Source organism: Lentzea chajnantorensis (genome assembly GCF_054300775.1).
Window position 1 is genome coordinate 7,237,942 of the sequence record NZ_JBSDZT010000002.1, and the last position, 24,080, is coordinate 7,262,021.

Below are 24,080 nucleotides of genomic sequence, written 5' to 3' on the forward strand. Positions count from 1 at the left end.
CGCTACGACGGGTCGGACCCGCGGAAGGCGCCCCACCACAGCCCGAGGGCCCCGGCGACCACCGTGGCCGTGACCCACCCGAAGAACCCGCTGTCGTCCAGGTAGGCCCAGAACAGCCCGACGAACGGTGCCGGGGCGAAGAACACCGAGTCGACCCGCAGCTGCGCCCACACCCCGCGCACCCCGACGGTCTCGGCGTCCGGCCGCACCGGGTTGTCCACGCGCCGTCCCCGCGGGTGCCGCGTCACCACCCGCCCCGACGGGTACACCGCCACCCCGTCCAGGACGAACACCCGCCCGCGCCGCTCCCCGGCCGACGGCGACGGCAGCGTCACGAGCACCGGGTCGTAGTACACGGGCACCCACCGCTCGGTGGGGCCGTCGAGCTCCAGCCACGACCGCACCATCAGCCCTGACTGCACCCGGATCCGCCGCACGGTCACCGCTTCCGGCGCACCGCGGCGGGAGGCGAGCAGCACCCGCACCGCACCGGCCAGCACGACCAGCACCGCCACCGCGGCGGGGAACGTCACGCCGCCCAGCGCGCGGTCCGTGTCCACCAGCAGGTCCGACCCCGGCAGCACCGCCCGCGACGGGTCGGCCGGGTCGTAGGCGACCTGCGCCTGCCGGCCGACCAGCTTGTCCCCGGAGGAGTAAGCCACCCGCGCCGAACCGGACGGCCAGCGGACGTCCACGTAACCGTCCGAATAGGACACGACGTCGGCGATGGCACGGGAGGTCAGCGACGCCAGCTCCGCGCGTTTGTCCGTGTAGGACAGCCACGAGAACAGGGCGACCACGCCGCACACGAGCAGCACCACACCGGTGGCGACGAGACCATGACGCAAAGCGCGGACGCGCACAGGAAACTCCTACGGGCAAAGCGAACGGCCCGGCGGGGAGACCCACCGGGCCGTTCGGGCCTTACTGCAACCGAGCACCTACAGCCGGGTCACTTCTGGATGAAGCCCATGTGGATGTAGTCGTACGGGCGGTTCGCGTACGCGACGGCACCGAAGTTCGCCACGGTGTCGCGGACCGCGACGGCGCCGGGCGACTGGTAGAGGGGCAGCTGGTGGCCCGCCTCCCAGATCTTCTTGTCCGCCTCGTTGGCGATCTCGAAGCGCTTGGCGTCGTCGAGCTCACCGTTGGCCTGCTCGAGCAGCTTGTTGATCTCCTCGGAACCGATGCGGCCGTAGTTCTGGTTGGTGCTGGCCTGGTCGAGGAAGTAGATGCCCTTGCTGTCCGAGATCGGCGAGGCCGAGGACAGCCAGCGGAAGCCGGTCATGTCGAAGTTGCCGACGTTCACGTACTGCTTGAAGTAGTCGGCGCTCGGCACGGCCTGGATGTCGACCTTGGCGCCGACGTCCTTCAGCTGCGTCTGGACCAGCTTCGAGATGTTGTCCGACACCGGGTTCGGGGTCGGGATGATGTACCGGATGACGAGCTCCTTGCCGTCCTTCTTCCGGGTCTCACCCTCGAGCTTCCAGCCCAGCTCGTCGAGCTGCTTCTTCGCGGCTTCCTTGTCGAACGCGGCGACGGCCGAGTTGTCCTTGTACTCCTTCGAGCCGATCAGGAAGAAGTGGTTGCCGACGACCTGCGGCTCGCCCTTGAGCATCTGGCCGAGCAGCGCCTTGGCGATCGTCTTGGTGTCGATGGCCTTCATCAGCGCGACGCGGAGCTTGGCGTCCTTGAGGATCGAGGTGTCCGCACCGTTGAACGTGATGTGCGAGTAGTCCGGCGACACGGCCTGGCGGATGACGGCGCCCGGCGTGGTCTTGGCACGCTGGAAGTAGTCGATGTTCGAGCCGATGTCGTAGAAGTCGATCTGGCCGTTCGCGAACGCGTCAGGGCCGGCGGTGCGGTCGACCTGGCGGAACGTGATCGAGTCGAGCTTCGGCTTCTCGCCCCACCAGTTGGCGTCGCGGACGACGGTCACGATCTTCGCGGTGCGGTCGATCGAGCCCAGCTTGAACGGGCCGGCGGTCGTCTGCGGCTGGTCGGCCCAGCCCTTGTTGAAGACCTCGGGCGAGTCGAACATCGCCTTCGGGTAGAGGGGCGAGAAGATGCCCTTCCACTCGGCGAACTTCTTCTTGAACGTCACCTTGACGTCCTGGTCGGTCGCGCCCTTCTCGACCTTCTCGATGTCCTCGTAGCCCGTGGTGGTCGACACCTCGTAGGCCTTGTTGGTGCCGTTGAGGGCCTTCCACATGGACTCGAAGTCCTGCCACGAGATCGCGGTGCCGTCCGACCACTTGGCCTTCGGGTTGATCTTGAACTCGAGGACCTGCGGGTCGGAGGAGGCGAGCTTCGCGTCCTCCAGGTAGTCCTTGTTGACCTCGATGGTCGAGTCGGCCTTCTGCGTGAACAGGCTCGGCATGAACGTGCGGAGCATGACGTCCGTGTCGGCGTTCGTGCCGTCGAGCTGCCAGTTGTTCCAGTTGTCCGCCAGCGAGGTGATCGGCCAGTTGAAGTTGCCGCCGTCCTTCACCTTGGACGCGTCCTGCGGGTTGATGTCCGCCTGACCGACGGCCTGGTCCGTTCCCTTGAGCCCGGTGTCGTTCTTAGCGGGCCCCCCACACGCCGTAAGCGTGAGGGCGACCGCGACCAGTGCGGCCGCTCCCACCTTGGTACGTCGACTCACTGTCGTGAACCTCCCTCGTGCCCGGACACCAGTTGCCGGGGACACTGTTCCTTCGTGCACGCAGGTCACCTGAGCCATCAGAGGACCTGTCGAATCTGGGCGAAGTGGCAGGCGGCCTCGTGGTCGGCTGCCTGGACCTCGCGCGGCGGTTCCAGCTCGATGCACGTGCGCTGCTTCTCGGGAGGCAGCGAGGCGTGCAGGAAGCACCGGGTGCGGAACCGGCAGCCGGACGGCGGGTTCGCCGGGCTCGGCAGGTCGCCGGTGAGGATGATGCGCTCGCGCTGGCGTTCCTTGACGGGGTCCGGGATCGGGATCGCCGACAGCAGCGCCTGCGTGTACGGGTGGCGCGGTGCGTCGAACACCGAGTCCACCTCGCCGATCTCGACGATCTTCCCCAGGTACATCACGGCCACCCGGTCCGCGATGTGGCGCACCACCGACAGGTCGTGCGCCACGAACAGGTAGGCCAGTCCGAGCTTGGACTTCAGCTCCTCCAGCAGGTTGATGACACCGGCCTGGATGGAGACGTCGAGCGCGGAGACCGGCTCGTCGAGCACGACGAGCTTGGGCTCCAGAGCGAGGGCGCGCGCGATGCCGATGCGCTGGCGCTGGCCGCCGGAGAACTCGCCGGGGTAGCGCGACACGACCTCGGGCCGCAGTCCGACGAGCGACATCAGCTCCGGCACCCGGCGGGCGATGTCGGACTTGCCGTAGCCGTGCACCTGCATCGGCTCGGCGATGATGTCGTAGATCGGCAAGCGCGGGTCGAGCGAGGCCATCGGGTCCTGGAACACGACGGACATGTCCCTGCGGATCTCGAAGCGGCGCTTGGCGTCCAGGGACGCCACGTCCCGCCCGAGCACGGAGATGCCGCCGCTCATGGGCTTCTCGAGGCCGAGGATCTCCATCAGCGTCGTGGTCTTGCCGCAGCCCGACTCGCCGACGAGGCCCAGGGTCTCGCCCTCGCGGATGTCGAACGTGATGCCGTCGACGGCGTGCACGGTGCCGACGCGGCGCTTGAACACCACGCCCTTGGTGACCGCGTACTCCTTGACCAGCTCGTCGAGGCCCAGCACGACGTCGCGCTGCTCGCGCGGCACCTTGGCGATCTCGGCCTCTTCGACGACCTCGGCGCCGTAGATCTCCGCCGCGGCCTCCGCGCCCTCGGCGTCGGTCGCCGCGATCTCGCCGGTGCGGATGCACGCGGCCTGGTGCTCTGGCGAGCCGTCCACGTCGATCAGCGGCGGCTCGGCGGTGTGGCAGGCGTCAACGACCATCGGACAGCGCGGCGCGAACGGGCACCCCGGGGGGAGGTCCGTGAGCGCGGGCGGCTGGCCCACGATCGGCACCAGCGCCTGCTTCTCGCCGACGTCCAGGCGCGGGATCGAGCCGAGCAGGCCGAGCGTGTACGGCATGCGCGGCCGCTGGTAGATCTCGTCGACCAGGCCGGTCTCGACGGCGCGGCCCGCGTACATGACCATCAGCCGGTCCGCGAACCCGGCGACCACGCCGAGGTCGTGGGTGATGAGCACGATGCCCGCGCCGGTGACCTCCTGCGCGGTCTTGAGCAGTTGCAGCACCTGCGCCTGCACCGTCACGTCGAGCGCGGTGGTCGGCTCGTCGGCGATGATCAGGTCGGGGTCGTTGGCGATCGCCATGGCGATCACCGCGCGCTGCCGCATGCCGCCGGAGAACTCGTGCGGGAACGCCTTGGCGCGCTCCGCGGCGTTCGGGATGCCGACCAGGTCGAGCAGCTCGACCGCGCGCTTGGCCGCGGCCTGCTTCGACACGGCGCCCCTGCGGTGCACCAGGATCGCCTCGGCGATCTGGTCGCCGACGGTGTAGACGGGCGTCAGCGCCGACAGCGGGTCCTGGAACACCATCGAGACGCGCCGGCCGCGGATCTTCGACAGCTCGGTGTCGGTGCGGCCGATGCAGCTCGCGGCCCTGGAACCTGATGGAACCGGTGATGCGCGCCGAGGACGGCAGCAGGCCCATCACGGCGAGCGACGACACGGACTTGCCGGAGCCGGACTCGCCGACGATGCCGAGCACCTCACCGGGCGAGACCTGGTAGCTCAGGCCGCGCACGGCCTGCACGCGACCGGCCTCGCTGGGGAAGGACACGTGCAGGTCCTCGACCTGCAGCACCGGCCCGACGGCCGCCGGACCGGCCGGCGAGTCGAACTGGATCTCCGAGGTGGTCATCGGGACGCCTTCTCCTTGCTGTCCTTCTTCTCGCGCTTGCGCACGCGCGTGGAGGTCGGGTCGAGCGCGTCGCGCAGACCGTCGCCGACCCAGTTGACCGCCAGCACGAACACGACGAGGAAGCCCGCCGGGAACAGGAACAGCCACGGGAAGGTGGTCGCGGACTGCGACGCGGAACCGATCAGGGTGCCGAGCGAGACGTCGGGCGACTGGACGCCGAACCCGAAGTAGCTCAGGCCCGTCTCGGCGAGCACGGCCGACCCGACGTTGATGGTCGCGTCGATGATCAGCAGCGACGCCATGTTCGGCACGATGTGCTTGGCGATGATCGTGCGCGCCGGCTGGCCCATGAACTTGGCCGCCTTGACGAACTCGCGTTCCTTGAGCGTCAGCGTCATGCCGCGCACGATCCGCGCGGTGATCATCCACTGGAACGCCGCCAGCATGAACACCAGCAGCCACCACGACTCGCCGCGGAACAGCGGGCTGAGGATCGCGATGATCAGGAACGACGGCAGCACCAGCAGCAGGTCGACGACCCACATGAGCGCGCGGTCGGCGACGCCGAGGAAGTACCCGGCGGTCGCGCCGATGATCGCGGCGACGGTGGTGGAGATGAGCGCCACCAGCATGCCGATGATCAACGACTTCTGCAGCCCGCGCATCACCTGCGCGAACATGTCGGTGCCGATGTTGTCGGTGCCGAAGATGTGCTCGTTGTAGGGCGGCTGCAGGAACGCGGTGTAGTCGCGGTCGGTGTAGCTCCACTGCGAGAAGAACGGGCTGACGAACGCCATCAGGTACAGCACCACGATGATGCCGAGCCCGACCAGCGCCAGCTTGTTGCGCTTGAAGCGGATGAACACCAGCTTGCCGCGGGTCATCGCCTTGCCGGGGTCCGGAGCGGCGTCCACCGGGCTGCCGGAGGCGGCGCCGGAGGTTCCCGCGGAGTCGCCCTCGTTGAGGATCACGGTCACGTCGTCGTCCTCTTCTAGTTGACCCGGATGCGGGGGTCGAGTGCGGCGTACAGGACGTCGGCCAGCCAGCCGGAGAACAGCACGCAGACCGCCACGAACAGGGTGACCGTCGCGGTGACGTTCGTGTCCTGCTTCGAGATCCCCTCGACCAGCCAGTGGCCCATGCCGAACCAGTTGAAGATCGTCTCCGTGAACGTGCCGCCGACGACGAGCAGGCCGAACCCGAACGCGAACAGCGTCGCCATCGGGATGAGCGCCGTGCGCAGGCCGTGCTTGAACAGCGCCCGCCTGCGGGTGAGCCCCTTGGCCTGCGCGGTGCGCAGGAAGTCGCTGCCCAGCACGTCGAGCATCGACGAGCGCTGGTAGCGGCTGTAGTAGGCGATCTGGCCGAGCGCGATCGTCAGCGTCGGCAGGATCAGGTGCTGCATCCGGTCCCAGAAGTGCTCGAACCAGCTGCCCTCGAAGTTCGGCGTCGTCTCGCCGACGAACAGCAGCACGTTGCTGCCGACCGCCTCGTTGAGGTCCTGTGCGCCGATCTTGAGCAGGTTGCCCAGCACGAACACCGGCGTGGACAGCAGTATGAAGCTGAAGAGGGTCGCGAAGTAGTCGCTGAACTTGTACTGCCGGATGGCGCTCACGACGCCCAGCAGCACGCCGAACAGGATGCCGATCGTGATGCCCAGCAGGAACAGCCGCAGGCTCACGCCGACGCGCCGGCCCAGCTCCTCCGTGATCGGCCGGTCGGTGACCGTCTTGCCGAAGTCACCCTGCACGACCCCGCTCATCCACGTCACGAACCGCTGCGGGATCGGCTGGTCCAGGTGGAGGTCTCTCTTCTTCGCCTCGATCGTGGCTGCCGGCGGCGGGGGGTTGCGCTGCTGCAGCACCCCGATCGGGTCGAACGTGACGGAGGCCAACGTGAACGCGAGGAACGTCGCCACGAGGGCGAGCACCACGTAGTTGACCAACCGCCGCAACAGAAATCCGGCCACCCGTGTTCAGTCCTCTCCCCGGTGGTTGCGACGTCGGCGCACTGGATTGCAGTGGACGAGTTGCACGAGATTAACCGCCGTTCTGGCGGACCGCCGCCCACCCCCACCATTCGCGGGGGCCCACTGACCGGGCCATAGTCGCCCACGTCAGCGGCAAAGGACGGCCGATCAGCCACATCAACAGTTGACTCTCGGCAATTGTGTGTCCAAGCGTGACCATTGTGCGTCCAGATCGCTGTATTCCCGGGCTTGTTCTGTCTCGGCACGGATCGACATGCCGCATCCGGGTGAATGCATTGACCGGAAGACGTGGGACAAGCAGCGCAATGTCATCGCAAACCCGGCATCACACAGCGGAGCTATTCGGGTGTCCGGAGTGACTGGATCGATCAGGCCCAGCGGGTGCCGCCGGGCGGCCCACCGGTGGCTCCGCCACTCCGCCCGCGAGCCGGTCGTCCCGTGGCCGCAACCGCACCGCCTCCAGGTGGGCCAGCGGTGAGGCGTGACGCGCGGTGTGGCGCGCGGGTCAAGCCAGCCGCCACAGGCGGTCGCCCGCGATCACGAACACCTGCTCACCCGCCACCGCGGCGGCGCTGACCTTCCCGGTGGGCCCGTCGGCGGGCCGCTCGTCCCGTTCGGACACGAGCTTGACGCCGCCGTGGTCGACGAACAGCGTCGGGACGCCGTTGACCGGCACCGGTGGCGCGAGGTCGTCGCGGTCGCCCACCGGGACGTCGGGCGTGGAGACCTTCCGCCACCCCGCGGGCTCGGCCTGCGACCCCTGCCACCACGCGAGCTTCCCGCCGCTGCGGCCGACGACGTGGCAGGTGCCGTCCCAGCAGCGCGCGGCGAGCGCGGCGTCACCGTCGGGGAGGGTCGCGGTGGTCCAGGTGCCGCCGTCGAACCGCCAGACCGCGGCACCGGTGCTGCCGCCGCCGGTCTGCCAGCCGACGACGAGCGCACCGCCGTCGTCCGTCGAGGTGGCCGCCATCGGGAACTTCAGCAGCTCCTGCGAGCTCTCCAGGACCGTGCCCGCGCTGGGTTCGCGGGTCCACGTACCGGCGCCGTAGGTCCAGGTGGCGATGTCGAGACCGGCCTTCGCGCTCTGCCAGCTGCCGATGATCCGCGGGCCGGTCGCGGTGCCGACGACGGTGAGCAGCTCCCCCGCCCCGTACCCGCCGAACGTGCTGAAGCCCTGCGGCTGCTCGGCGATCTGGCGGCCGTCACCGGTCCACGCGCTCCACCGGACGTTGCCGTGCGCGCCGCCGCGTTCACCGCCGACGCCGAAGACGTCCCGGCCGTCGGACGTGAGCCCGTACCAGTGCGCCTCCTTGCCGTACGGGGTGGCCGGCGTGAGGCGGACGGCGCTCTGGGTGCCGTCCTTCGCGCGCAGCACCAGCTCGGGGTGGTCGCTGGGCCGCGTGCCGACGAGCAGCGCGTCCCCGTGCGGCGCCAAGGCTTCCGGGGTCGCGGTCAGGTCCACGCGGACCAGCTCGACCCCGTTCGCCGCGGTGCCGGAGCACCCGGTGAGCACCAGCAGAACCACGAGCACCAACCTGCGCATGGGCGTCAGTATGACCACATGCGCCCTGAACGCGGACAGGTTCTGCACTTCTCCGAGGACCCGGCGATCACGCGGTTCGTGCCGCACCTGGCGGCGACCGCGCGGCAGTCCGGCGAGTACGTGTGGGCGGTGGACGCGGAGCGGTCGCCGGACTACTGGTTCCCGCGCCAGTGCCCGCGGGTGCTGGCCTGGGTGGTGGACGGGACGACCGCCGGGGACCGCGACCGGGTCATCGGGCCCGGCTGCGGCGACCGGGTGCACGCCGTCGAGTACGGCTGGCTGGAGCGGATGCGGACGGTGGTGCTCTACGCCTACCGGTTCGACGCCGGGCCGTTCCGCCCGTTCGGCGAGCAGGGCGAGGGGCCGGGGCACGCGGTGGTGGCGACGGTCCCGGTCGAGCCGCTCGGGCCGCCCGAACGCGTGGGCGACCTGTTCGAGCTGCACGAGGAAGCGGAGATCTCGTTGCGGGTGCTGCCGGCGCTGCAGCCGTTCTGGGCCGCGGTGCGCGGGAGCACCCTCGGGTGGAGCGGCATCCGGTTGGGCAACGCCCGGCCGGTGGGGTGACCAGCGTGCGGACGAGTTCCCGGGAAGCCTGGTAAACGTGGACGCATGGGACTTCTCAGCGGGATGATGGGCAACGCTTCCAAGCTCGACCCCAGGGCGGCCGCGCAGGAGTTCGGCCGGCTGCTGGCCCAGGGCGAGCAGGTGCACGCGGCGTACCAGCTGCTGCGCGACGCCTTCGTGTTCACCGACCGGCGCCTGATCCTGGTCGACAAGCAGGGCATGACCGGCAAGAAGGTCGAGTACCACTCGATCCCCTACCGGGCGGTCACGCAGTTCAGCGTGGAGACCGCGGGCCACTTCGACCTCGACGCGGAGCTGAAGATCTGGGTCTCCGGCGCGGACGCGCCGATCGCCAAGCAGTTCGGCAAGGGCGTGGACGTGTACGAGGTGCAGGCCCTGCTGGCCGCTTTCGTCGCACGGTAGCCGGTGTCCTGTGTGGACACCGGCGGCGCGGGAACCCGTTCTGCGGTGAGCCCTAGCGGGCCTGCAGCATCGGGCGGAACCGGTCGCGGTACGCCCATGCCAGACCGATCTCGGCGGCGACGACGAGCAGTGCCGTCACCAGGCCGCCGGTCTCCAGGAAGACGTGGAACAGGAAGATGTTCACCACCACCGGCGCCAGCAGTGCGAGGGCCAGCGGCACGAACCGGCCGACCATCAGCAGCACGCCGGCGACGAGTTCGACACCGGCGGTCAGCTGCAGCATGTACCCGGTGGCGTACAACGCCCCGGTGAACGCGACACCACCCGGCGCCATGGTGCTCGGGTCCGGTGCGGGCAGGAACATCAGGAAGCCGTTCAGGCCGGTCGTCGCGAACAGCAACCCGGTCAGCACCCGCGTCACGGCGGTGGCGTAGCGGCCGACGGCGAACTTGCGGGTGGCGGTGGCGGTCGTGGCGCTCATGGTGATTCCCTCCAGGATGTCGTGTCCTTCCACTGATGCGTCGAACGGCACCGGCACCGGATCGACACGCGCCGCGAAAAATCTTGAAAGAGTTCTGCCGCCGTCCCGAGCACGAGGACCACGTCGTCTCCACGGTCCTGCCAACGTTGTCACCTCGGGCGCGGCACCGCGTGGCCACGTTCGCACGGCTGGCACGGTGCGGCGTGCTTCAGGTTGTCGGCATGGCAGGGCTTTGCGAGTATGCGGGTCCGTCTCTTCGTGAGGAGCGATTCCGGTGGCCACTCGCCTCAACCCGTACCTGCGCTTCGACGGCTCGGCCCGCGAGGCCATGGAGTTCTACCACTCGGTCTTCGGCGGCGAGCTGAAGGTGAGCACCTTCGGCGAGTTCGGCATGCGGGACACGCCGCAGGCCGATCAGGTCATGCACGCCCAGCTGGAGACCGAGGCCGGTTACACGATCATGGCCTCGGACACGCCGCCCGGAATGGACCACCAGCCCGGCGACACCATCACCGTGTCCCTGTCGGGTGACGAGGAGGTGCTGCGCACCTACTTCGAGAGGCTGTCCGAGGGCGGCGAGGTCGGGACGCCGCTGGAGAAGCAGATGTGGGGTGACGAGTACGGCGACCTCACCGACCGCTTCGGCGTGCGGTGGATGGTCAACCTCGGCTGACCGGTCCGGCGAGGTCCTCCCACCGGGTCGCGGCGGTGGCCCCGCCCGCCGCGCTGCCGCATCATGTGGACCATGAGCGAGCGTCTGCGCCGGGTGGTCGGCCGGCTCGGCGTCCGGCCCCGCGACCGGGTGCTGGAGATCGGCTGCGGCCAGGGCGTGGCCGCCGGGCTGGTGTGCGAGCTGCTGTCCACCGGGACGCTCACGGCGATCGACCGGTCGGTGAAGATGGTGGAGGCCGCGACCCGGCGCAACGCGGCGCACGTCGCGTCCGGCAGGGCCGAGTTCCTGATCGCCTCGCTGGAGGACGCGGACCTCGGCGACCGCCGGTTCGACCTGGTCTTCGCGGTCAGGGTCGGGTTGTTCCACCGCGACCCCGGCCGTGCGCACGAGCTGGTGCGGCCCTGGCTGGCACCGGACGCGCGCGTGCTGTCGTTCTTCGACGAGCCCGGTGTCGCCTCAGCGCGGCTCCCCTGACGGGCCGCGCGGCGCGTCGAGGCTCTGCCGCAGGACCTCCTCGGCCCTGGCCCGCCAGTCGGCGGTCTCGTCGACCACGCCGTTGAGCACGGCGACGGCCACCAGCGTGACGGTGCCCTGGACGTCCGCGGTCAGCGCCGGGACCACCGGGGCGGCGGTGAACGCGGTGCCCTGCGGTGCTTTGTGCCGTGCGGTGCCGGTCCAGCCGGCGACCGGGACGAGCGCGGACGGCAGGTCGGTGGCCCAGCCGGTGAGCTCGGCGCGGGTGCCGGGCGGGGCGCCGACCACCCGGTGGATGCGCAGCTCCTGGTCGTCCCACACGGCGGTGACGCTCTCGACCCGCAGGCCGGGCACCATCGGCTGGTGCGCGTCGAACACCGGGCGGTGCGCGGAGGCGGCCCAGTTGTCCCGCGCGCCGAGCGGCTGGATGCGGCGGCGGACGCTGCGGTCGCCGTTGACCGTGAGGCAGAGGTGGTTGTCGGCGGTGTTGTGCCGCGCGGTCGGGCCCGTGGCGGTCGAGTAGGCGAAGCGGCCGTAGAGCGGGTCGTCGTCGGTCGCGTGCTCGCCCTCGAACGGGCGGACGTGGTCGCTGCCGTGGTTGTGCAGCCGGGTGATGCCGTTGTGCCGCTGGACGAGCAGCCCCGGTCCCGGGAGTGCGAGCACGCGGTCCTCCTCGTCGGCCTGCTCCTCCGGTGCGGTCCACAGCGGGTGGTCCGGTCCGGCGAGCAGGCAGACGAACGCCTTGCCGGCCCAGTACGGGGAGGCGGGACCGGAGTAGGGCTGCAGCGACGCCTCGTGCGGGCCGTGCCAGCCGAGGCTGAGCAGGCCATCGGTGAGGGCGCCGCGGTCGAGGAAGTAGCGGAGGTTCCGGCCGATCAGGTCGCGGGACCGGCCTGGGCTCAGCGGCGTCTCGCCGGTGACCGCGCCGAGGGCGATCGCGGCCGAGGCGGCGAAGCGGTAGGTGAGCGACCGTCCGAAGTAGACAGGGGCGCCGTCCGCGCCGAACAGCAGGGCGAAGCTCTCCAGGTGCTCCCCGAGGTGGGTGGTGACCGGTGTGCCGCCGAGGTGCGCGTCCAGCGCCGGGTAGAGGTGCAGCGCCCAGCCGTTGTAGTGGTCGAACGCGCGGCCGTCGCCGTCGGAGTACCAGCCGTCGCCGACGTACCAGCCTTCGAGCAGCTCCATCGCGCGGTGCCGCGCCTGGCGGGTCTCGGCGTCTCCCCTGCCCACGGCGTCGAGGAACGACGCGACGGTGTACGGGAAGAAATACCAGTTGTTGGCGGCGGGCACGTGCCGGAGCGCTTCCCGCAGCCACGCCTCGGCGCGGTCCTGCTGGGCTTCGCTCAGCCCGTCCCACAGCCACGGCTTGGTGAGGCGCAGGCCGAGCGCGACCGACGCCGACTCGACCATCGGCTGACCGACGTCGGTGATCGCGGGCCACTCCCCCGCCGTTCCCGCGGTGAGGCCGGCCGCGTAGCGCTCCAGCAGGTTGTCCGGGTCCTCACCGTGGGCGGTGCGGAAGGCGGCGGCGAGGAACGTCCGCGCGTAACCCTCCAAGCCGTCGGAGCGGACACCGCTGCGCGAGGGCCGCCCGGGCAGGTCGAGGAAGGCGTTGTCGGGTGAGGCGTGCCGCCAGGCGGCGGCCAGCAGGTCGTCGGCGGTGCGGACCCAGTGCTCGCGGCTGAGGCTCACGCGATGTGCTCCCGTCGTTCGGCCGGTACCGGTGTGGCGAAGGGTTCGCCGCCCGCCCACCTGCGGACCTCGGCGACGGCGTGCTCGGCGAGGCGGCCCCACTCGTTGCCCTGCGACCCGGCGAGGTGCGGGGTGATCAGCACGTTCTCGTTGTGCCACAGCGGGTGCTCCGGCGGCAGGACCTCGGGGTCGGTCACGTCGAGCACGGCCCGGATGCGGCCGGCCTCCTCGGCGAGCGCGTCCTGGTCGACGACGGCGCCGCGGGCGGTGTTGATGAGCACGGCGTCGTCGCGCAGGAGGCCGAGCAGCTCGCGGCTCACCAGTCCCCTGGTCTCGGGCAGCAGCGGGGTGTGCACGGTGACGACGTCGCTGCGGCGGAACAGGTCCGTGAGCGACACGGACTCGGCACCGTCCACACAGGACACGAACGGGTCGTGCACCAGGACGTGGAAGTCGTGCGGGCGCAGCAGTTCGACCACCCGCCTGCCGACCAGCGAGGCGGACAGGACGCCGACGGTGGTGCGGAAGTTGCCGACGGTGCCCGGGACGTCGTAGAGCCCCATCTGCCCGGTCTCGCGGTAGTCGCGGGCGCGTTCGAGCACGCGTTTGCCGCTCAGCAGGATCATGGCGAGCGCGTACTCGGCGACCGGCACGGCGTTGGCGGGCGCGGCGCTGGACACGGCGATGCCGCGGTCCCAGCAGGCGTCGGTGACGAAGCCCTTGACGGACCCGGCGGTGTGCACGATCGCCTTCAGGCTCGGCAACCGGCGCAGCACCTGTTCGGTGATCGGCGGGCAGCCCCAGCCGGTGACGAGCAGGTCGACGTCGGGCAGGTCGTCGAGGTCCCCGGTGACCGGCCCGAAGTCGCAGAGCTGCCGGAGCCGGTCGAGCACGGGCGCGAGGACGGCGGCCTGCGCCTGCGCCGACATCGCGGCGGCGGCCCTCACTTGACCGCTCCCGCGGTCAGGCCGGCCCGCCAGAACCGTTGCAGCAGCAGGAAGGCGACGATCAGCGGCAGGACGGCCAGCAGCGATCCCGTGATCACCACCGGGAAGTACTCGGGGCTGACGGTGGCGGAGCTGTTCCACTGGTAGAGGCCGAGGCTGACCGGGTAGAGCTTCTGGTCGGACAGCATGACCATGGGGAGGAAGAAGTTGTTCCAGATCGCGGTGAGCTGGAACAGGAAGATCGTGACCGCGCCGGGGCCGAGCATGCGCAGCGCGACCTTGAAGTAGGTGCCGAGGTCGCCGGCGCCGTCGATGCGGGCGGCCTCCAAGACCTCGTCGGGAACGTAGCCCTGGCTGAAGATGCGGCCGAGGTAGACGCCGAAGGGGTTGAACAGCACCGGGATGAACACCGCCCAGAACGTGTTGACCAGCCCGGCCTCGGACGCCATCAGGTAGAGCGGCAGCGCGAGCACGGTCTGCGGCACCATGACGGCGGCGAGGACGAGGGCGAACAGCTTCTCCTTGTGCCGGAACGCGTACTTGTCGAACGCGTAGCCGGCGGCGATGGAGACGAACGCGCTGACGGCGGCACCGACGACCGCGTACAGGACGCTGTTCAGGTACCAGCGGCTGTAGAGGCCCTTGTCCATCGCGAAGAGCTCCTTCACGTTGTCAGCGAAGGAGAAGTCGCTGAGCGAGAGCAGGTCGCTCTGGAACAGCGCGTCGACGTTCTTCGTGGCGGCGAGGACGAGCCACAGCACCGGCAGCAGGGTGTAGAGGACCGAGATGCCGACGACCGCGTTGACCGCGGTGCGGCCGAGGAGGGTCATCGGGCCGCCTTCCTGTTGGTCCAGCGGGTGATGGCGTAGGACAGCGCGACCGTGAACGCCAGCAGCACCACGGACGCGGCGGCGGCGAGGCCGTAGTTGTTGCGGGTGAAGGCGGCGTCGTAGATGTACATGCTGGGCGAGAAGCGGGCGCTGATCACCGGGGTGGACTGGCTGAGCAGCACCGGTTCGGTGAACAGCTGCAACGCCCAGATGAGCGTGAACATCGAGACGGTCACGATCGCGGCCTTGACCAGCGGTGTCTTGATCCGGATGGCCTGCTTGACCGGTCCGGCGCCGTCCACGACGGAGGCTTCGAGCACCTCGCGCGGCACGGCCTGGAGCGCGGCGTAGAAGATCACCATGTTGTAGCCGAGGTTCGACCACAGGGCGATGTTCACGATGGACGGCAGGACGGTGTGGATGCCGAGGAAGTTGATCCGGACGTCGGCGTGGGCGAACAGGTCGATGATCGGGCTGAGGCCGGGGGTGTAGAGGTAGAGCCAGATCAGCGCGGCGATGATGCCGGGCACCGCGTGCGGCAGGTAGAGGCCCATCTGCGCCCAGCCGCGCAGCTTCGCGACGCCGGAGTCGAGCAGGAGCGCGAGGGTGAGCGCGCCGACGACCATGACCGGGAGGTAGATCAGGCAGTAGAGGACGACGGTGAGCAGACCGGAGCGGAAGGTGGGGTCGCTGAGCACGGCGGCGTAGCTGCGCAGGCCGACGAACACGGTGCTCTCGGGGCCGAAGCCGAGGCCGGGCTGGTCCTGGGCGAAGAAGCTCAGCCAGACCGCGGTGCCGGTGGGGATGAGGAAGACGGTGGTCAGCAGCAGGAAGAACGGCGCCATCAGGACGGCGCAGGCGAGCTTGCTCCTCACCGGTCGACCTCCTCTGTGGACAGTCCGAGCGCCTTGAGGTCGGGCATGGTGCCGCTCTGGGCTTCCCTGACGGCGTCGAGCAGGGTGCCTTCGCCGGCGCCGGCCCTGGCGAAGCCGTCCTGCATGACCTTCTGGGTGGCGGTCATCCGCGGGCCCCACACCCAGCCGTCGAGGATCTTGTCGGCTTCCTGCTTGAAGAGCCGGTAGACGTCCTGGCCGCCGTAGTAGTCGCTCGGGAACGCCTTGGCGCCCGCCTCGACCAGGCCGGGTGCCACCGGGTACTGGCTGCTGGTGCCGCTCTTGAGGCGGGCGGTGAGCGCGTCGGGGTGGGTGGTCTGCCACTCGATGAACTCCATGGCGGCCTCGGGTTCCCGGCAGTCCCTGGTGACCGCGAACGTGGAGCCGCCGTGGGTGCCGACGTGCGGCCGGTCCCAGATCGGCATGGGGGCGATGCGCCACTTGCCCTTCTGCCCGGGGCGGGCGCGCATCTGGGCGCCGGCGTCCCAGGCGCCGCTGAGCCGCGTCAGCACGAGGTCCTGGCCGAGCTGGGCGTCGTGCTGCTTGCTGTCGGCGGCGTTGCGGAAGACGAGGTCCTCGTCGATGAGGCCCTGCCAGTAGCCGGCGACCTTGCGGGTGGGGCCGTCGGCGAGGCTGACCTGCCACCTGCCCGCGCTGGTGTCGAACCACTTCGCACCGGCCTGCCAGGCGAAGCAGGCGAACTGCGTCGCGCCGTCGGTGGGGAAGAGCGCGAGCCGGCGGTGCGGGTGGCCGGCCCTGACCTTCCGCGCCAGTGCGGTGAACTCGTCCCAGTCCCGCGGCGGCTGGTAACCGCTTTCCGCGAACAGGTCGGCGCGGTAGTGCAGGACCATCGGCTCGACGTCGAGGGGAACGCTGAACACGCGGCCGTCGAACGTGGTGAGCTTGAGGGCCTGGGGCAGCAGCTTCCGCTTGACGCGGTCGGTGACGAGGTCGGTGATGTCGCGGGCCACGCCGTCGATGGCGTAGCCGGGGACCTGCGGGTACTCGATGGTCGCGACGTCGGGCGCGTTGCCGGCGCGGGCGGCGTTGCTGAGCTTCGCGTAGCCGCCCTGACCGCCGGAGGGGATCTGCTGGAAGACCACCCTGATGCGGTTCTGCGAGGAGTTGAACGCGTCGACGACCTGCTGACTACCGCGCAGTGCCGACCAGAAAGTGATCTCTACCGGACCTCCGGCACCGCGGCGTTGCGGAGTGGAGCAGGCCGCCAGTGGTGCCGCGAGACCCGCCGCGAGGAGCGTGCGACGACTCAGGCGCATACGACGCATCCTGATCGCCTGATCGCTTTTGCGTCAAGAAACGGTCAAACGCTCAGTCGATGACCGGACCTTCAACTCGGGCAGCAGCTCGATCCGTTCGCCGGTCGTGCTCTCCCCGCGCAGCTTCCTCAGCAGCAGCTCGGCGGCCACCCGCCCGACCTCGGTCTTCGGTGGCGCGACGGCGGTGAGCGGGATGCTGCCGAGCGCCGCGACCACGTCGTCGTAGGCGACGACGGAGACCCCGCCCGGCACGCTCACCCCGGCGTCGACCAGCTGTTGAACCAGGATCAGCGCGTCCACGTCACCGTGCAGGACCATCGCGGTCGCCTTGCGGGCCTTCACGACCTCCACCAGGCCGAGCCCGGGGTCACTGCCCATCGCGACCGCCAGGTCGAGCCCCTCGCGGGTGATCTCGGCAAACGCTTTCCGCAACGCCCGCGCCGTCGGGCTGTCGTCCCGCGCGGCCAAGATGACCCGCCGGTGCCCGAGCGCCCTGAGGTGCTCGACGGCGAGCTGCATGCCGTACCAGTGGTCCGAGCACACCGAGCTCATGGCCCGCAGCGCCCCGCCCGGCCGCCGTTCCATGAGGACGGTCGGCACGCCGGTCCCGGCCAGCCACGAGTCGGCGAGCTCCTCCTCGTGCGTCCGCCACCGCGGCGCGATCAGCAGGCCCTGCACGGGTTCCTGCAGCGCCCGTTCGACGATCGGCCGCTCCGCGCCCCTGACCTGCGGCGCGATGTGCAGCACCACCCGCAGGCCGGCCTCCTCGAGGGCTTTGCGGGCACCGTTCATCGTCTCGTACAGGTAGGTGTGCCGTTCCGGGACGACCAGCGCGACCGCGCCGTTGACCTGCTGGTGCACCACCGGTTGCGCGACCGGCACCAGTGACCGCACCACGCCGTGCCCGCGCCGCAGCCGCCCGCTCTGCGCGAGCTCCTCGACGTCGCGCCGCACGGTGACGACCGAGACGTCCAGTTCGGTCGCGAGGTCGCTCACCCGCACCGCACCGCGTGAGGCGACCACGGCCAGGATTCGCTGCCTGCGCACTTCGCCGACCTCGCGCATGGGCCTCCTACCGCGCCACTTCTCTGATCGTTTGACCGTTTGCCGGGAGCATAACCCGCGGTGTCGCGACCGCACCGGCAACCGCGCCGGCCGCCGTGACCCCGGCCGCCACGAACGCCGCCGTCCGCACGGACGTGCCCTCGGCGATCAACGGCCCCGCGACCGCACCCACGACCGTCGCAAACGCTTCCACCACCAGGAAAACGGCGCCGATCCGCCCGAGGAACCCGTTGGGCACGACCCGTTGCAGCACCGTCTGCGGCACGACCAGCGCCACCGACCCGCACACCCCGACCACCACCGCCGCCCCGGCCGCACCCACCGTCCCGCCCGCCGTGAACAACCCGACGAACCCCGCCGCAACCCCGAGCTGCGCCACCGCCAGCACCGCCCGCGGCTGCGCCCGGCCCACCCACCGGTTGACCACCGCCCCGGCGAGGAACCCGATCCCCAGCGCCGACAACACCACCCCGACCTGCGCCGCACCTCCCAGCTCCCGCACCCCGAACGGCACCAGCACCGCCGACAACGACGCGTTCGCCGCGAGGAACACCCCGCTCAACGGCAACAGCACCCGCGCCACCGGCACCCCGGCGAGCACCCTGATCCCCTCCCGCAGCCCAGGCTTCGCCACCCCTGCCACCGACCGCGCCCTCGTCAGCGCGATCGCACCCGCCGACACCAGGTAACTGGCGACGTCGACGACCACCAACGCCTCGAACCCGGCCCACACCAGCAACACCCCACCCAACGGCGGCCCCGCCAACCGCACGACGCCGTCGGTGGCGGCGTTCCACGAGTTGGCACTCGTCAGCCGCTCCCCCACCCCGACCACCGCCGGCACGAAGGCCTGCGCCGCAGGCCGAAAGGCCACCGCCCCGGCACTTTCCACGACCACCGCCACGTAGATCGCGGCCGGCGTGCCCACCACCATCCCCGCAACCGCACCGGCCCGCACAAGATCGGCCACGACCATGACCCGCCGCCGATCCCACCGGTCGACCGCCACTCCGGCCCACATGCCGAGCAGCAACGCCGGCAGGTGCTCCGCCGCCAACGCCAGCCCGGTCGCGACCACCGACCCGGTCACCGCGTACACGTGCGCCGGCACCGCCACCACCAACAGCCACGACCCGAGCAGGCTCACCGCACGCCCACCCCACAACAGCCGGAAATCCCGAAGCCCCCAGGCGCTCATACTCACAAGATAGAGACAGCCCTGGAGTGTTCTGTCAAGATAGGCAGTGTGAACGCTTCTTCCGCGGACTCGTCGGACTCTCCGGGCTCTCTGGGCTCAACCCTGCGCGCCCTTCGCCAGGCCACCGGCCGCACGGTCGCGTCGGTGGCCGCCGACGCCGGCCTCTCGGTGCCCTACATCGCGAACCTGGAGAACGACCGCGGCAACCCCACAGCCGGCGCGCTGACCCGGCTGGCCACGGCGCTGGGCACCACGCTGCGGATCGAGTTCGGCGCCCCGGCCCGGGCAGCTCCGGGGCCGGCCGCGCTGCCGCCGTCACTGGTCCGGCTGCGGCGCACCGAGCGGTTCCGGCGGGCGGTGGCCGAGCTCGACGCCGATCCGGGTGACGTGATCACGGCGTTGGCGGGGCTTGCGCGGGTGGTGGACGGCGGTGAGCAGGACTGGTGGCGGGTGCTGGATGCGCTGGTGCTGATTGCGCGCCATCCGGCGTGAGCGGGTGTCACCTCACGCGACACAGCTCCCACTTCCCCAACACAGCCCCAACAGCGCAGAATCGCCCCCAAGCCCAGGAGGGAGCACAGATGCCGAGGCTCAACGACGTCGGCGGCCAGACCACGTTCGGCCCCGTCGAGGAGGAACTGGACGAACCGCCGTTCCACCACGACTGGGAGGCCCACGTGCTCGCCATGAACCGGTCGCTGATCGGGCGCGGCATCTACAACCTCGACGAGTTCCGGGACGCGGTCGAGCGGACGATGTCGCACGAGTCGTCCTACTACGAGAACTGGTTCCGGGCGATCGGGACGTTGCTGCGGGAGAAGGGCCATGTCTGAGCGGTACGGGATGGGCGCGCGCGTCCGCACGTCCACAGTGGACCCGGACCACCACACGCGGCTGCCGCACTACGCGCGCGGCAAGCGGGGGACGGTGGTCGGCAGTGAAGGTGCGCACCCGTTGGCCGATGACCGGGCGCGGGGGTTGGACGTGCCGCCGCAGCCGGTGTACGCGGTGCGGTTCACGGCGCGGGAGTTGTTCGGGCACGGCGATCACACGGTGACGCTGTCCTTGTGGGAGGACTACCTCAGCGATGACTGACCATCACGACGACGCCCCGATCGCGGCGCAGGTGCGCGAGCTCGAAGCGCTGCTGGAGGAGAAGGGGTTGCTGGACGCGCGGGAGCTCGACCGCGCGTTGGAGGCGTTCACGGCGAACGCCTCGCCGGCCAACGGGTTCCGGGTGGTCGCCAGGGCGTGGGTCGACGAGGACTTCAAGGCGAGGCTGCTCGACGACGCCAACGCCGCCCTGCCGGCGATCGGCCTGTCCATGAGCAGTGGTCTTCAGGTGCAGGCGCTCAAGGTCGTCGAGAACACGCCGGACGTGCACAACGTGGTCGTCTGCACGCTGTGCTCGTGCTACCCGATCGCGCTGCTCGGGCCGTCGCCCACCTGGTACAAGAGCCCGGCCTACCGCTCGCGAGTCGTCACGCACCCGCGTGAGGTGCTCGCGCAGTTCGGGTTCGTCCCGCCCGACGACGTCGAGATCCGGGTGTGGGACGCGACCGCCGAGACGCGGTACCTCGTGCTGCCTCGGCGCCCTGCGGGTACCGAGCACCTCGGCGAGGACGAACTGCGGGCGCTGGTCACGCGCAACGGCCTGATCGGCACCGCAGCCGTCTGAAGCAGTCAGGGACTAGTGCGACACGGGCTCGACGCAGCTGCCCTCACCGGTGGTGCCCTGCACGAACAACCGGATCACGCCCGCCGACAGGTCGCCGTTCAGGCACGTGACCCGTTGTCCCGCCCTCGTCTCCATCGAGAAGAACACCAGCGTCGGCCGCTGTTCGACGTGGGGCCGGTGCTCGGCGAGCGCCTTGCGGACGGGAGCGGCGGACAGGTCTCCGGCTGCGCAGATCGGTTCGAGTGCCGGGAGGACCCGTTTGATCAGGTCGCGGCCGGCCTGCACCCCGTCGGCGGGCAGCGACTTGCGCTGCTTCCACCTGTTGTTCTCCGCGTTGTGCGGTGCGACGTCGGGGCCGACACCCGCGGTCGGCCCGTCGAGGGGCGCGGCGGGCGGCTGCTCGACGACCGGTTCCGGGATCTGCTCCTCGACCTTGCACGGCCCGGTCACCGCCACGGTCAGGCCGGGCGGGTCCGGCGGTGGTGTCGGCACGACCTCCACCGTCGGCGCGCACGCGGCGCAGCACAGCAGTCCGACCAGTGCCCCCAGCACTTTGCCCATGACCGCAGACTCTTGCACAAAACGCCGGCGCGCGCGTCCGATCGCCGCAAAGCAGTCCCCCGGCCCGCAACGCGAGGAGCCGCCCGGCCCCTGCGGCCGAGCGGCTCCGCGTCACCGCACCCGCGAGTGCGATGAGGCGATGACCACCGCGGCGGCGATGGTCACCAGGTTCTTGAGGACGTACTGGGCCTCGAACGTCGGCTGCACCGGTCCCGCCCACATCTCCGCGGGGAAGAGCACCAGCGGTGTCGACACCACGACGACGTGACCGACGAGCAGTGCCGCGCTCACGAGGGGAACGCGGAAGCTCAGCAGCACCAGCGCGATCGCGATCTCCGTGAGGGCGGCCGTCACCCTCGCGAGGTCCCCGTGGACGATCCCGAACGTCAGTGCGGACACCGTGCGTTCAACGAGGTCCTGTGCGGGACTGCCACCGGGGAAGAGCTTCAGCACGCCGAACCAGAGGTACACGATCCCCAGTCCGATGCGCAGCAGCGGTGTGCCGGCCTCACCCGCGAACCGGGTGAGCCTTTCCTCCGCGCTGTGCCGGCGGGTCATTCCTGGACGCAACATCGATCTCCCTCTCCTGTCTGGCTGCCACCACCCGGCCAGACAGGAGGAACGAGGGGGATCAGGCGCCGGACGGCCCGGCGACCGGGTCGCCCAGCGGGTTCAGCAGGTCCACCTTGCCCTCGAACGCGAACAGCAGCAGGTCGACCATCCGGAACGTCGAGCTGTCCGGTCCGAGCGTGGGCCGCCAGTACGGCGAGCGCACGATCGAGATCCGGCTGCCCTCGATGGCCCGGTGGAACACCTCGGCGGTGATGCGGCCTCCGACGGGTCCCAGCCGCCCGCTGTTCAGCTCCGCCTCGCGCAGCACGTAGAACCACAGCGGCGTCGCCTCGACGAGCTCCGCCTTCTGCTCGTCGGTCAGCGCGTCGAGCGACACGCCTCCCGGTCCGCCGGTCAGGAGCTGCTCGGCGGTGAGCGGTTCGACGCCCATGAGCCCGGCCATCTGCTGGCCGCTCGCGAGGTCCATCATGCCGGCGCGGGTCAGGTTCCGGAACGCGAGGTTGCGCTCGACGTCCCGGAACTGCGTGCCGCGGCCGCCGAACGTGCCCGCCGGCAGTGCGGTGAGCGGGTTGACCAGCAGCGTGTCGATCTCCTTCGCGACGTTGCCGCCACCGATCTCCGCGGGCGGCACCAGGTCGTCGCGTCCGGCCTCGGCGAAGTCGTAGAGCCGCCGGAAGTCCGCGATCCAGTTGCTGGGCAACGTGAAGATCGGGCCCCGGTTGACGTCGTCGAGGTCGGCGGGCGTCTGCGAGCTCGGGTCGAAGTTGCCCGCCACGCCGGTGAACGTGAACAGCGCGAACAGCGTCGCGATCCCGCCGGGACCGGTCGAGTTGAACACCCGGTTCCACTGGTAGGCGCCGCGGATCATGCTGTGCCCCAGCCGGTACGACGCGACCGAGAACTCGATCGGCATCGTCGGCGTGTTGTCGCGGCCGTGGCAGCGGCCGGGCACCTCGAAGAACCGGCGGCCGTTGGTGAAGACGTCGTCCACGATCGCCGGGTCGACGATGCGCGGCAGGAAGTCCGTCTTCAGCATGTACTGGTAGTGCCGCACCACCAGCTCCTTGGCCGCGCGGAACAACCGCTCCCCGGTCAGGCCGGTGAGCGCGAGCTCGTCGACCACCCGGTTGTGGAAGCGGATGAACGCCAGGTGCGTCTGCGCCACCACCAGGTTCTCGTCGTTGCGCGCGTCCGGGATCAGCGGCAGCCGCCGGTCCGCCGCCGTGCCCGCGTCCCCGCCGCGGCGCGGCAGGTCGAAGCCCTCGAACGGCACGTTGGTGCCCTCGTCCGGGAACGGCACCGGCGTCGTGGTGCCGACCTTGAGCTTCACCCCGTCCTCGGCGTAGAACACCCGGTCGTCGCGGTCACGCGGCCCCCGCCCGTAGACCGAGTCGAGGTCGAGCGCTGGCGAGCGGCCCTGCAACAGCTCGTCCAGGTTGACCTCGCTGCCCAGCTGCGCCTCGGTGCGGTCCATCGTGAGGTCGTGGTCCACGAACTGCCCGAGGTAGGTGAACCCCGCCGGCACGGCCGGGTCCTCCGAGTCGGGCTGCGCCACGGCCGGGCCGGGCGCCATCGCGGTCGCGAGCGCCACCCGCAGCTCCTCGCTCGTCCCGGTGCCCTTGGGCCCCAGGCGCGAGAACCGGAACCGCCGCAGCTCCTCCGTCGTGGAGGGCCGGCGGGTGGTGGCCTCGCCGTTCTCGCCGAATTCCAGCACACCTTCGCCCACGACGAAGAAACTGTCGCGCGAATGCCTTTTCATGTGTCCCCCTGTGTTCCCCTGATCCAGGCGACCTGTTCTCCCCAACAAGCACCTGCCCCAACGCCAGTCTCCAGACGGTGGAAAACACCGTCGAAGCTTTCGAGGAAAACCAAAATGTCGTCACGCAGCGGATACGAGGCGGTCGGAATGATTTTTTTCGAAAAGATCTTCAGACGCCGCGCCGGGCGACCTGGAATCTTTTCAGTGAATGGGGATTGGGAGCCCGCGGCACGGGGTACCCACCAGAATGCTCTCTGTCACGACCACGGCGTCGTCCGGTGTCTCCACGCTGCTCACGGTGGCCGGGGTGCTCGACAAGAACGGCGCGGAACGCCTGCTGTCCCGGCTCGACCGGCTCCTCGACCAGGGGCACCGGCGGCTGGTGCTGGACCTCGGCGGCGTCGAGTTCTGCGACTCCAGCGGGGTGAGCGCGCTCGTCCGCGGGCACGCGCGGGCGTCCTCGGCGGCGGGCGGGCTGCGGATCTCGGAGGCCTCGCCGCAGGTGCTGAAGGTGCTGGAGATCTCCGGTCTGGCGCGGATGTTCGGACTTCAGTCCACTGTGGACGAACAGGCGGCGGCCGTCCGGTCCTGACCGCCCGGCTGGCGGGCC

Annotated in this window: 26 protein-coding genes and 1 pseudogene; 9 read left to right on the top strand and 18 right to left on the bottom strand. The window is 70.4% G+C overall.

The genetic code is table 11. The features are described from left to right. Positions 1 to 2: 2 nt before the first annotated feature. The 7 genes and pseudogenes from ACVDFE_RS34710 to ACVDFE_RS34740 all read right to left on the bottom strand — a co-directional run bounded on the left by ACVDFE_RS34710 (position 3) and on the right by ACVDFE_RS34740 (position 8,385). Positions 3 to 863: a hypothetical protein gene (locus tag ACVDFE_RS34710; protein WP_458433437.1), complete on the bottom strand. Its 861-nt coding sequence runs from the start codon at positions 861 to 863 to the stop codon at positions 3 to 5. Positions 864 to 952: 89 nt separating this feature from the next. Continuing rightward, positions 953 to 2,644 carry an ABC transporter family substrate-binding protein gene (locus ACVDFE_RS34715; protein WP_360398699.1) on the bottom strand — a complete coding sequence of 564 codons (1,692 nt, stop codon included), beginning with the start codon at positions 2,642 to 2,644 and terminating at the stop codon, positions 953 to 955. Positions 2,645 to 2,721: 77 nt separating this feature from the next. Continuing rightward, positions 2,722 to 4,527: a dipeptide ABC transporter ATP-binding protein gene (locus ACVDFE_RS34720; RefSeq protein ID WP_458433438.1), complete on the bottom strand. Its 1,806-nt coding sequence runs from the start codon at positions 4,525 to 4,527 to the stop codon at positions 2,722 to 2,724. 97 nt (positions 4,528 to 4,624) lie between these two features. Beyond that, positions 4,625 to 4,852 (bottom strand): annotated as a pseudogene (locus tag ACVDFE_RS34725) (ATP-binding cassette domain-containing protein); the annotation flags it as partial. Continuing rightward, complete coding sequence (locus tag ACVDFE_RS34730) at positions 4,849 to 5,829, bottom strand: ABC transporter permease (protein ID WP_360398703.1); 981 nt, start codon at positions 5,827 to 5,829, stop codon at positions 4,849 to 4,851. The pseudogene ACVDFE_RS34725 and the gene ACVDFE_RS34730, both read right to left, overlap by 4 nt. A 14-nt stretch (positions 5,830 to 5,843) precedes the next feature. Beyond that, positions 5,844 to 6,821 (bottom strand): ABC transporter permease, encoded by a 978-nt coding sequence (locus tag ACVDFE_RS34735; RefSeq protein WP_360398705.1) that lies wholly within the window; start codon positions 6,819 to 6,821, stop codon positions 5,844 to 5,846. A gap of 526 nt (positions 6,822 to 7,347) precedes the next feature. Next, a complete protein-coding gene (locus ACVDFE_RS34740; protein ID WP_458433439.1) occupies positions 7,348 to 8,385 on the bottom strand; it encodes a hypothetical protein in 1,038 nt (345 codons plus the stop codon). A gap of 18 nt (positions 8,386 to 8,403) precedes the next feature. Between ACVDFE_RS34740 and ACVDFE_RS34745 the strand changes: the two genes are divergently transcribed. Further along, positions 8,404 to 8,949 carry a DUF6886 family protein gene (locus ACVDFE_RS34745; protein WP_458433440.1) on the top strand — a complete coding sequence of 182 codons (546 nt, stop codon included), beginning with the start codon at positions 8,404 to 8,406 and terminating at the stop codon, positions 8,947 to 8,949. A 45-nt stretch (positions 8,950 to 8,994) separates the two neighbouring features. Beyond that, positions 8,995 to 9,372 carry a PH domain-containing protein gene (locus tag ACVDFE_RS34750; protein WP_360398711.1) on the top strand — a complete coding sequence of 126 codons (378 nt, stop codon included), beginning with the start codon at positions 8,995 to 8,997 and terminating at the stop codon, positions 9,370 to 9,372. A gap of 52 nt (positions 9,373 to 9,424) precedes the next feature. On the opposite strand, the gene ACVDFE_RS34755 is transcribed toward ACVDFE_RS34750, so the two are convergent. After that, positions 9,425 to 9,853: a hypothetical protein gene (locus tag ACVDFE_RS34755; protein WP_360398713.1), complete on the bottom strand. Its 429-nt coding sequence runs from the start codon at positions 9,851 to 9,853 to the stop codon at positions 9,425 to 9,427. 274 nt (positions 9,854 to 10,127) lie between these two features. On the opposite strand from ACVDFE_RS34755, the gene ACVDFE_RS34760 reads away from it, so the two are divergent. Beyond that, complete coding sequence (locus tag ACVDFE_RS34760) at positions 10,128 to 10,526, top strand: VOC family protein (RefSeq protein WP_458433441.1); 399 nt, start codon at positions 10,128 to 10,130, stop codon at positions 10,524 to 10,526. Positions 10,527 to 10,598: 72 nt separating this feature from the next. Further along, positions 10,599 to 11,000, top strand: a complete 402-nt coding sequence (locus ACVDFE_RS34765; RefSeq protein WP_360398718.1) for an SAM-dependent methyltransferase — start codon at positions 10,599 to 10,601, stop codon at positions 10,998 to 11,000. Here ACVDFE_RS34765 and ACVDFE_RS34770 read toward each other — a convergent pair. Genes ACVDFE_RS34770 through ACVDFE_RS34800 form a run of 7 tightly spaced genes read right to left on the bottom strand, consistent with a single transcriptional unit; the run spans position 10,983 to position 18,899 of the window. Continuing rightward, positions 10,983 to 12,689: a DUF2264 domain-containing protein gene (locus ACVDFE_RS34770; RefSeq protein ID WP_458433442.1), complete on the bottom strand. Its 1,707-nt coding sequence runs from the start codon at positions 12,687 to 12,689 to the stop codon at positions 10,983 to 10,985. The genes ACVDFE_RS34765 and ACVDFE_RS34770 overlap by 18 nt on opposite strands. After that, positions 12,686 to 13,636 (bottom strand): hydroxyacid dehydrogenase, encoded by a 951-nt coding sequence (locus ACVDFE_RS34775; protein WP_458433443.1) that lies wholly within the window; start codon positions 13,634 to 13,636, stop codon positions 12,686 to 12,688. The genes ACVDFE_RS34770 and ACVDFE_RS34775 overlap by 4 nt, the downstream gene beginning before the upstream one ends. Further along, on the bottom strand, positions 13,633 to 14,466 hold the full coding sequence (locus ACVDFE_RS34780) for a carbohydrate ABC transporter permease (protein WP_458433444.1): 834 nt from the start codon (positions 14,464 to 14,466) through the stop codon (positions 13,633 to 13,635). The genes ACVDFE_RS34775 and ACVDFE_RS34780 overlap by 4 nt, the downstream gene beginning before the upstream one ends. After that, positions 14,463 to 15,341, bottom strand: a complete 879-nt coding sequence (locus ACVDFE_RS34785; protein ID WP_360398730.1) for a carbohydrate ABC transporter permease — start codon at positions 15,339 to 15,341, stop codon at positions 14,463 to 14,465. The genes ACVDFE_RS34780 and ACVDFE_RS34785 overlap by 4 nt, the downstream gene beginning before the upstream one ends. After that, on the bottom strand, positions 15,338 to 16,636 hold the full coding sequence (locus ACVDFE_RS34790) for an ABC transporter substrate-binding protein (RefSeq protein WP_458433445.1): 1,299 nt from the start codon (positions 16,634 to 16,636) through the stop codon (positions 15,338 to 15,340). The genes ACVDFE_RS34785 and ACVDFE_RS34790 overlap by 4 nt, the downstream gene beginning before the upstream one ends. Positions 16,637 to 16,669: 33 nt before the next feature. After that, on the bottom strand, positions 16,670 to 17,701 hold the full coding sequence (locus ACVDFE_RS34795; protein WP_458433446.1) for a substrate-binding domain-containing protein: 1,032 nt from the start codon (positions 17,699 to 17,701) through the stop codon (positions 16,670 to 16,672). 7 nt (positions 17,702 to 17,708) lie between these two features. Continuing rightward, entirely contained in the window at positions 17,709 to 18,899 is a 1,191-nt protein-coding gene (locus ACVDFE_RS34800) for an MFS transporter (protein WP_458433447.1), read from the bottom strand. Between the two features lie 48 nt (positions 18,900 to 18,947). On the opposite strand from ACVDFE_RS34800, the gene ACVDFE_RS34805 reads away from it, so the two are divergent. The 4 genes from ACVDFE_RS34805 to ACVDFE_RS34820 all read left to right on the top strand — a co-directional run bounded on the left by ACVDFE_RS34805 (position 18,948) and on the right by ACVDFE_RS34820 (position 20,577). Then, positions 18,948 to 19,391: a helix-turn-helix domain-containing protein gene (locus ACVDFE_RS34805; RefSeq protein WP_458433448.1), complete on the top strand. Its 444-nt coding sequence runs from the start codon at positions 18,948 to 18,950 to the stop codon at positions 19,389 to 19,391. A gap of 89 nt (positions 19,392 to 19,480) precedes the next feature. Beyond that, on the top strand, positions 19,481 to 19,732 hold the full coding sequence (locus ACVDFE_RS34810) for a hypothetical protein (RefSeq protein ID WP_360398745.1): 252 nt from the start codon (positions 19,481 to 19,483) through the stop codon (positions 19,730 to 19,732). Then, the gene (locus ACVDFE_RS34815) at positions 19,725 to 19,994 is read left to right on the top strand and encodes an SH3-like domain-containing protein (RefSeq protein WP_458433449.1); all 270 of its coding nucleotides are present in this window, start codon (positions 19,725 to 19,727) and stop codon (positions 19,992 to 19,994) included. The genes ACVDFE_RS34810 and ACVDFE_RS34815 overlap by 8 nt, the downstream gene beginning before the upstream one ends. Beyond that, positions 19,987 to 20,577 (top strand): nitrile hydratase subunit alpha, encoded by a 591-nt coding sequence (locus ACVDFE_RS34820; RefSeq protein ID WP_360398751.1) that lies wholly within the window; start codon positions 19,987 to 19,989, stop codon positions 20,575 to 20,577. Before ACVDFE_RS34815 ends, ACVDFE_RS34820 begins: the two co-directional genes overlap by 8 nt. Before the next feature lie 12 nt (positions 20,578 to 20,589). Here ACVDFE_RS34820 and ACVDFE_RS34825 read toward each other — a convergent pair whose 3' ends face one another. The 3 genes from ACVDFE_RS34825 to ACVDFE_RS34835 form a co-directional block, all read right to left on the bottom strand. After that, on the bottom strand, positions 20,590 to 21,138 hold the full coding sequence (locus ACVDFE_RS34825) for a hypothetical protein (RefSeq protein ID WP_360398754.1): 549 nt from the start codon (positions 21,136 to 21,138) through the stop codon (positions 20,590 to 20,592). Between the two features lie 111 nt (positions 21,139 to 21,249). After that, on the bottom strand, positions 21,250 to 21,711 hold the full coding sequence (locus ACVDFE_RS34830) for a hypothetical protein (RefSeq protein ID WP_458433450.1): 462 nt from the start codon (positions 21,709 to 21,711) through the stop codon (positions 21,250 to 21,252). A 58-nt stretch (positions 21,712 to 21,769) separates the two neighbouring features. After that, a complete protein-coding gene (locus ACVDFE_RS34835; RefSeq protein ID WP_458433451.1) occupies positions 21,770 to 23,437 on the bottom strand; it encodes a peroxidase family protein in 1,668 nt (555 codons plus the stop codon). 280 nt (positions 23,438 to 23,717) lie between these two features. Between ACVDFE_RS34835 and ACVDFE_RS34840 the strand changes: the two genes are divergently transcribed. Continuing rightward, positions 23,718 to 24,062, top strand: coding sequence for an STAS domain-containing protein (locus ACVDFE_RS34840; protein WP_360398763.1), 345 nt, complete (start codon positions 23,718 to 23,720; stop codon positions 24,060 to 24,062). Positions 24,063 to 24,080 lie beyond the last annotated feature (18 nt).

Coding starts and splice junctions, on each gene's coding strand:
- ACVDFE_RS34815 (WP_458433449.1), top strand. CDS start 19,725: ATGTCTGAGCGGTACGGGATGGGCGCGCGCGTCCGCACGTCCACAGTG.
- ACVDFE_RS34825 (WP_360398754.1), bottom strand. CDS start 21,138: ATGGGCAAAGTGCTGGGGGCACTGGTCGGACTGCTGTGCTGCGCCGCG.
- ACVDFE_RS34755 (WP_360398713.1), bottom strand. CDS start 9,853: ATGAGCGCCACGACCGCCACCGCCACCCGCAAGTTCGCCGTCGGCCGC.
- ACVDFE_RS34790 (WP_458433445.1), bottom strand. CDS start 16,636: ATGCGCCTGAGTCGTCGCACGCTCCTCGCGGCGGGTCTCGCGGCACCA.
- ACVDFE_RS34795 (WP_458433446.1), bottom strand. CDS start 17,701: ATGCGCGAGGTCGGCGAAGTGCGCAGGCAGCGAATCCTGGCCGTGGTC.
- ACVDFE_RS34820 (WP_360398751.1), top strand. CDS start 19,987: ATGACTGACCATCACGACGACGCCCCGATCGCGGCGCAGGTGCGCGAG.
- ACVDFE_RS34765 (WP_360398718.1), top strand. CDS start 10,599: ATGAGCGAGCGTCTGCGCCGGGTGGTCGGCCGGCTCGGCGTCCGGCCC.
- ACVDFE_RS34720 (WP_458433438.1), bottom strand. CDS start 4,527: ATGGTGTTCCAGGACCCGCTGTCGGCGCTGACGCCCGTCTACACCGTC.
- ACVDFE_RS34740 (WP_458433439.1), bottom strand. CDS start 8,385: ATGCGCAGGTTGGTGCTCGTGGTTCTGCTGGTGCTCACCGGGTGCTCC.
- ACVDFE_RS34840 (WP_360398763.1), top strand. CDS start 23,718: ATGCTCTCTGTCACGACCACGGCGTCGTCCGGTGTCTCCACGCTGCTC.
- ACVDFE_RS34810 (WP_360398745.1), top strand. CDS start 19,481: ATGCCGAGGCTCAACGACGTCGGCGGCCAGACCACGTTCGGCCCCGTC.
- ACVDFE_RS34750 (WP_360398711.1), top strand. CDS start 8,995: ATGGGACTTCTCAGCGGGATGATGGGCAACGCTTCCAAGCTCGACCCC.
- ACVDFE_RS34830 (WP_458433450.1), bottom strand. CDS start 21,711: ATGTTGCGTCCAGGAATGACCCGCCGGCACAGCGCGGAGGAAAGGCTC.
- ACVDFE_RS34780 (WP_458433444.1), bottom strand. CDS start 14,466: ATGACCCTCCTCGGCCGCACCGCGGTCAACGCGGTCGTCGGCATCTCG.
- ACVDFE_RS34800 (WP_458433447.1), bottom strand. CDS start 18,899: ATGAGCGCCTGGGGGCTTCGGGATTTCCGGCTGTTGTGGGGTGGGCGT.
- ACVDFE_RS34745 (WP_458433440.1), top strand. CDS start 8,404: ATGCGCCCTGAACGCGGACAGGTTCTGCACTTCTCCGAGGACCCGGCG.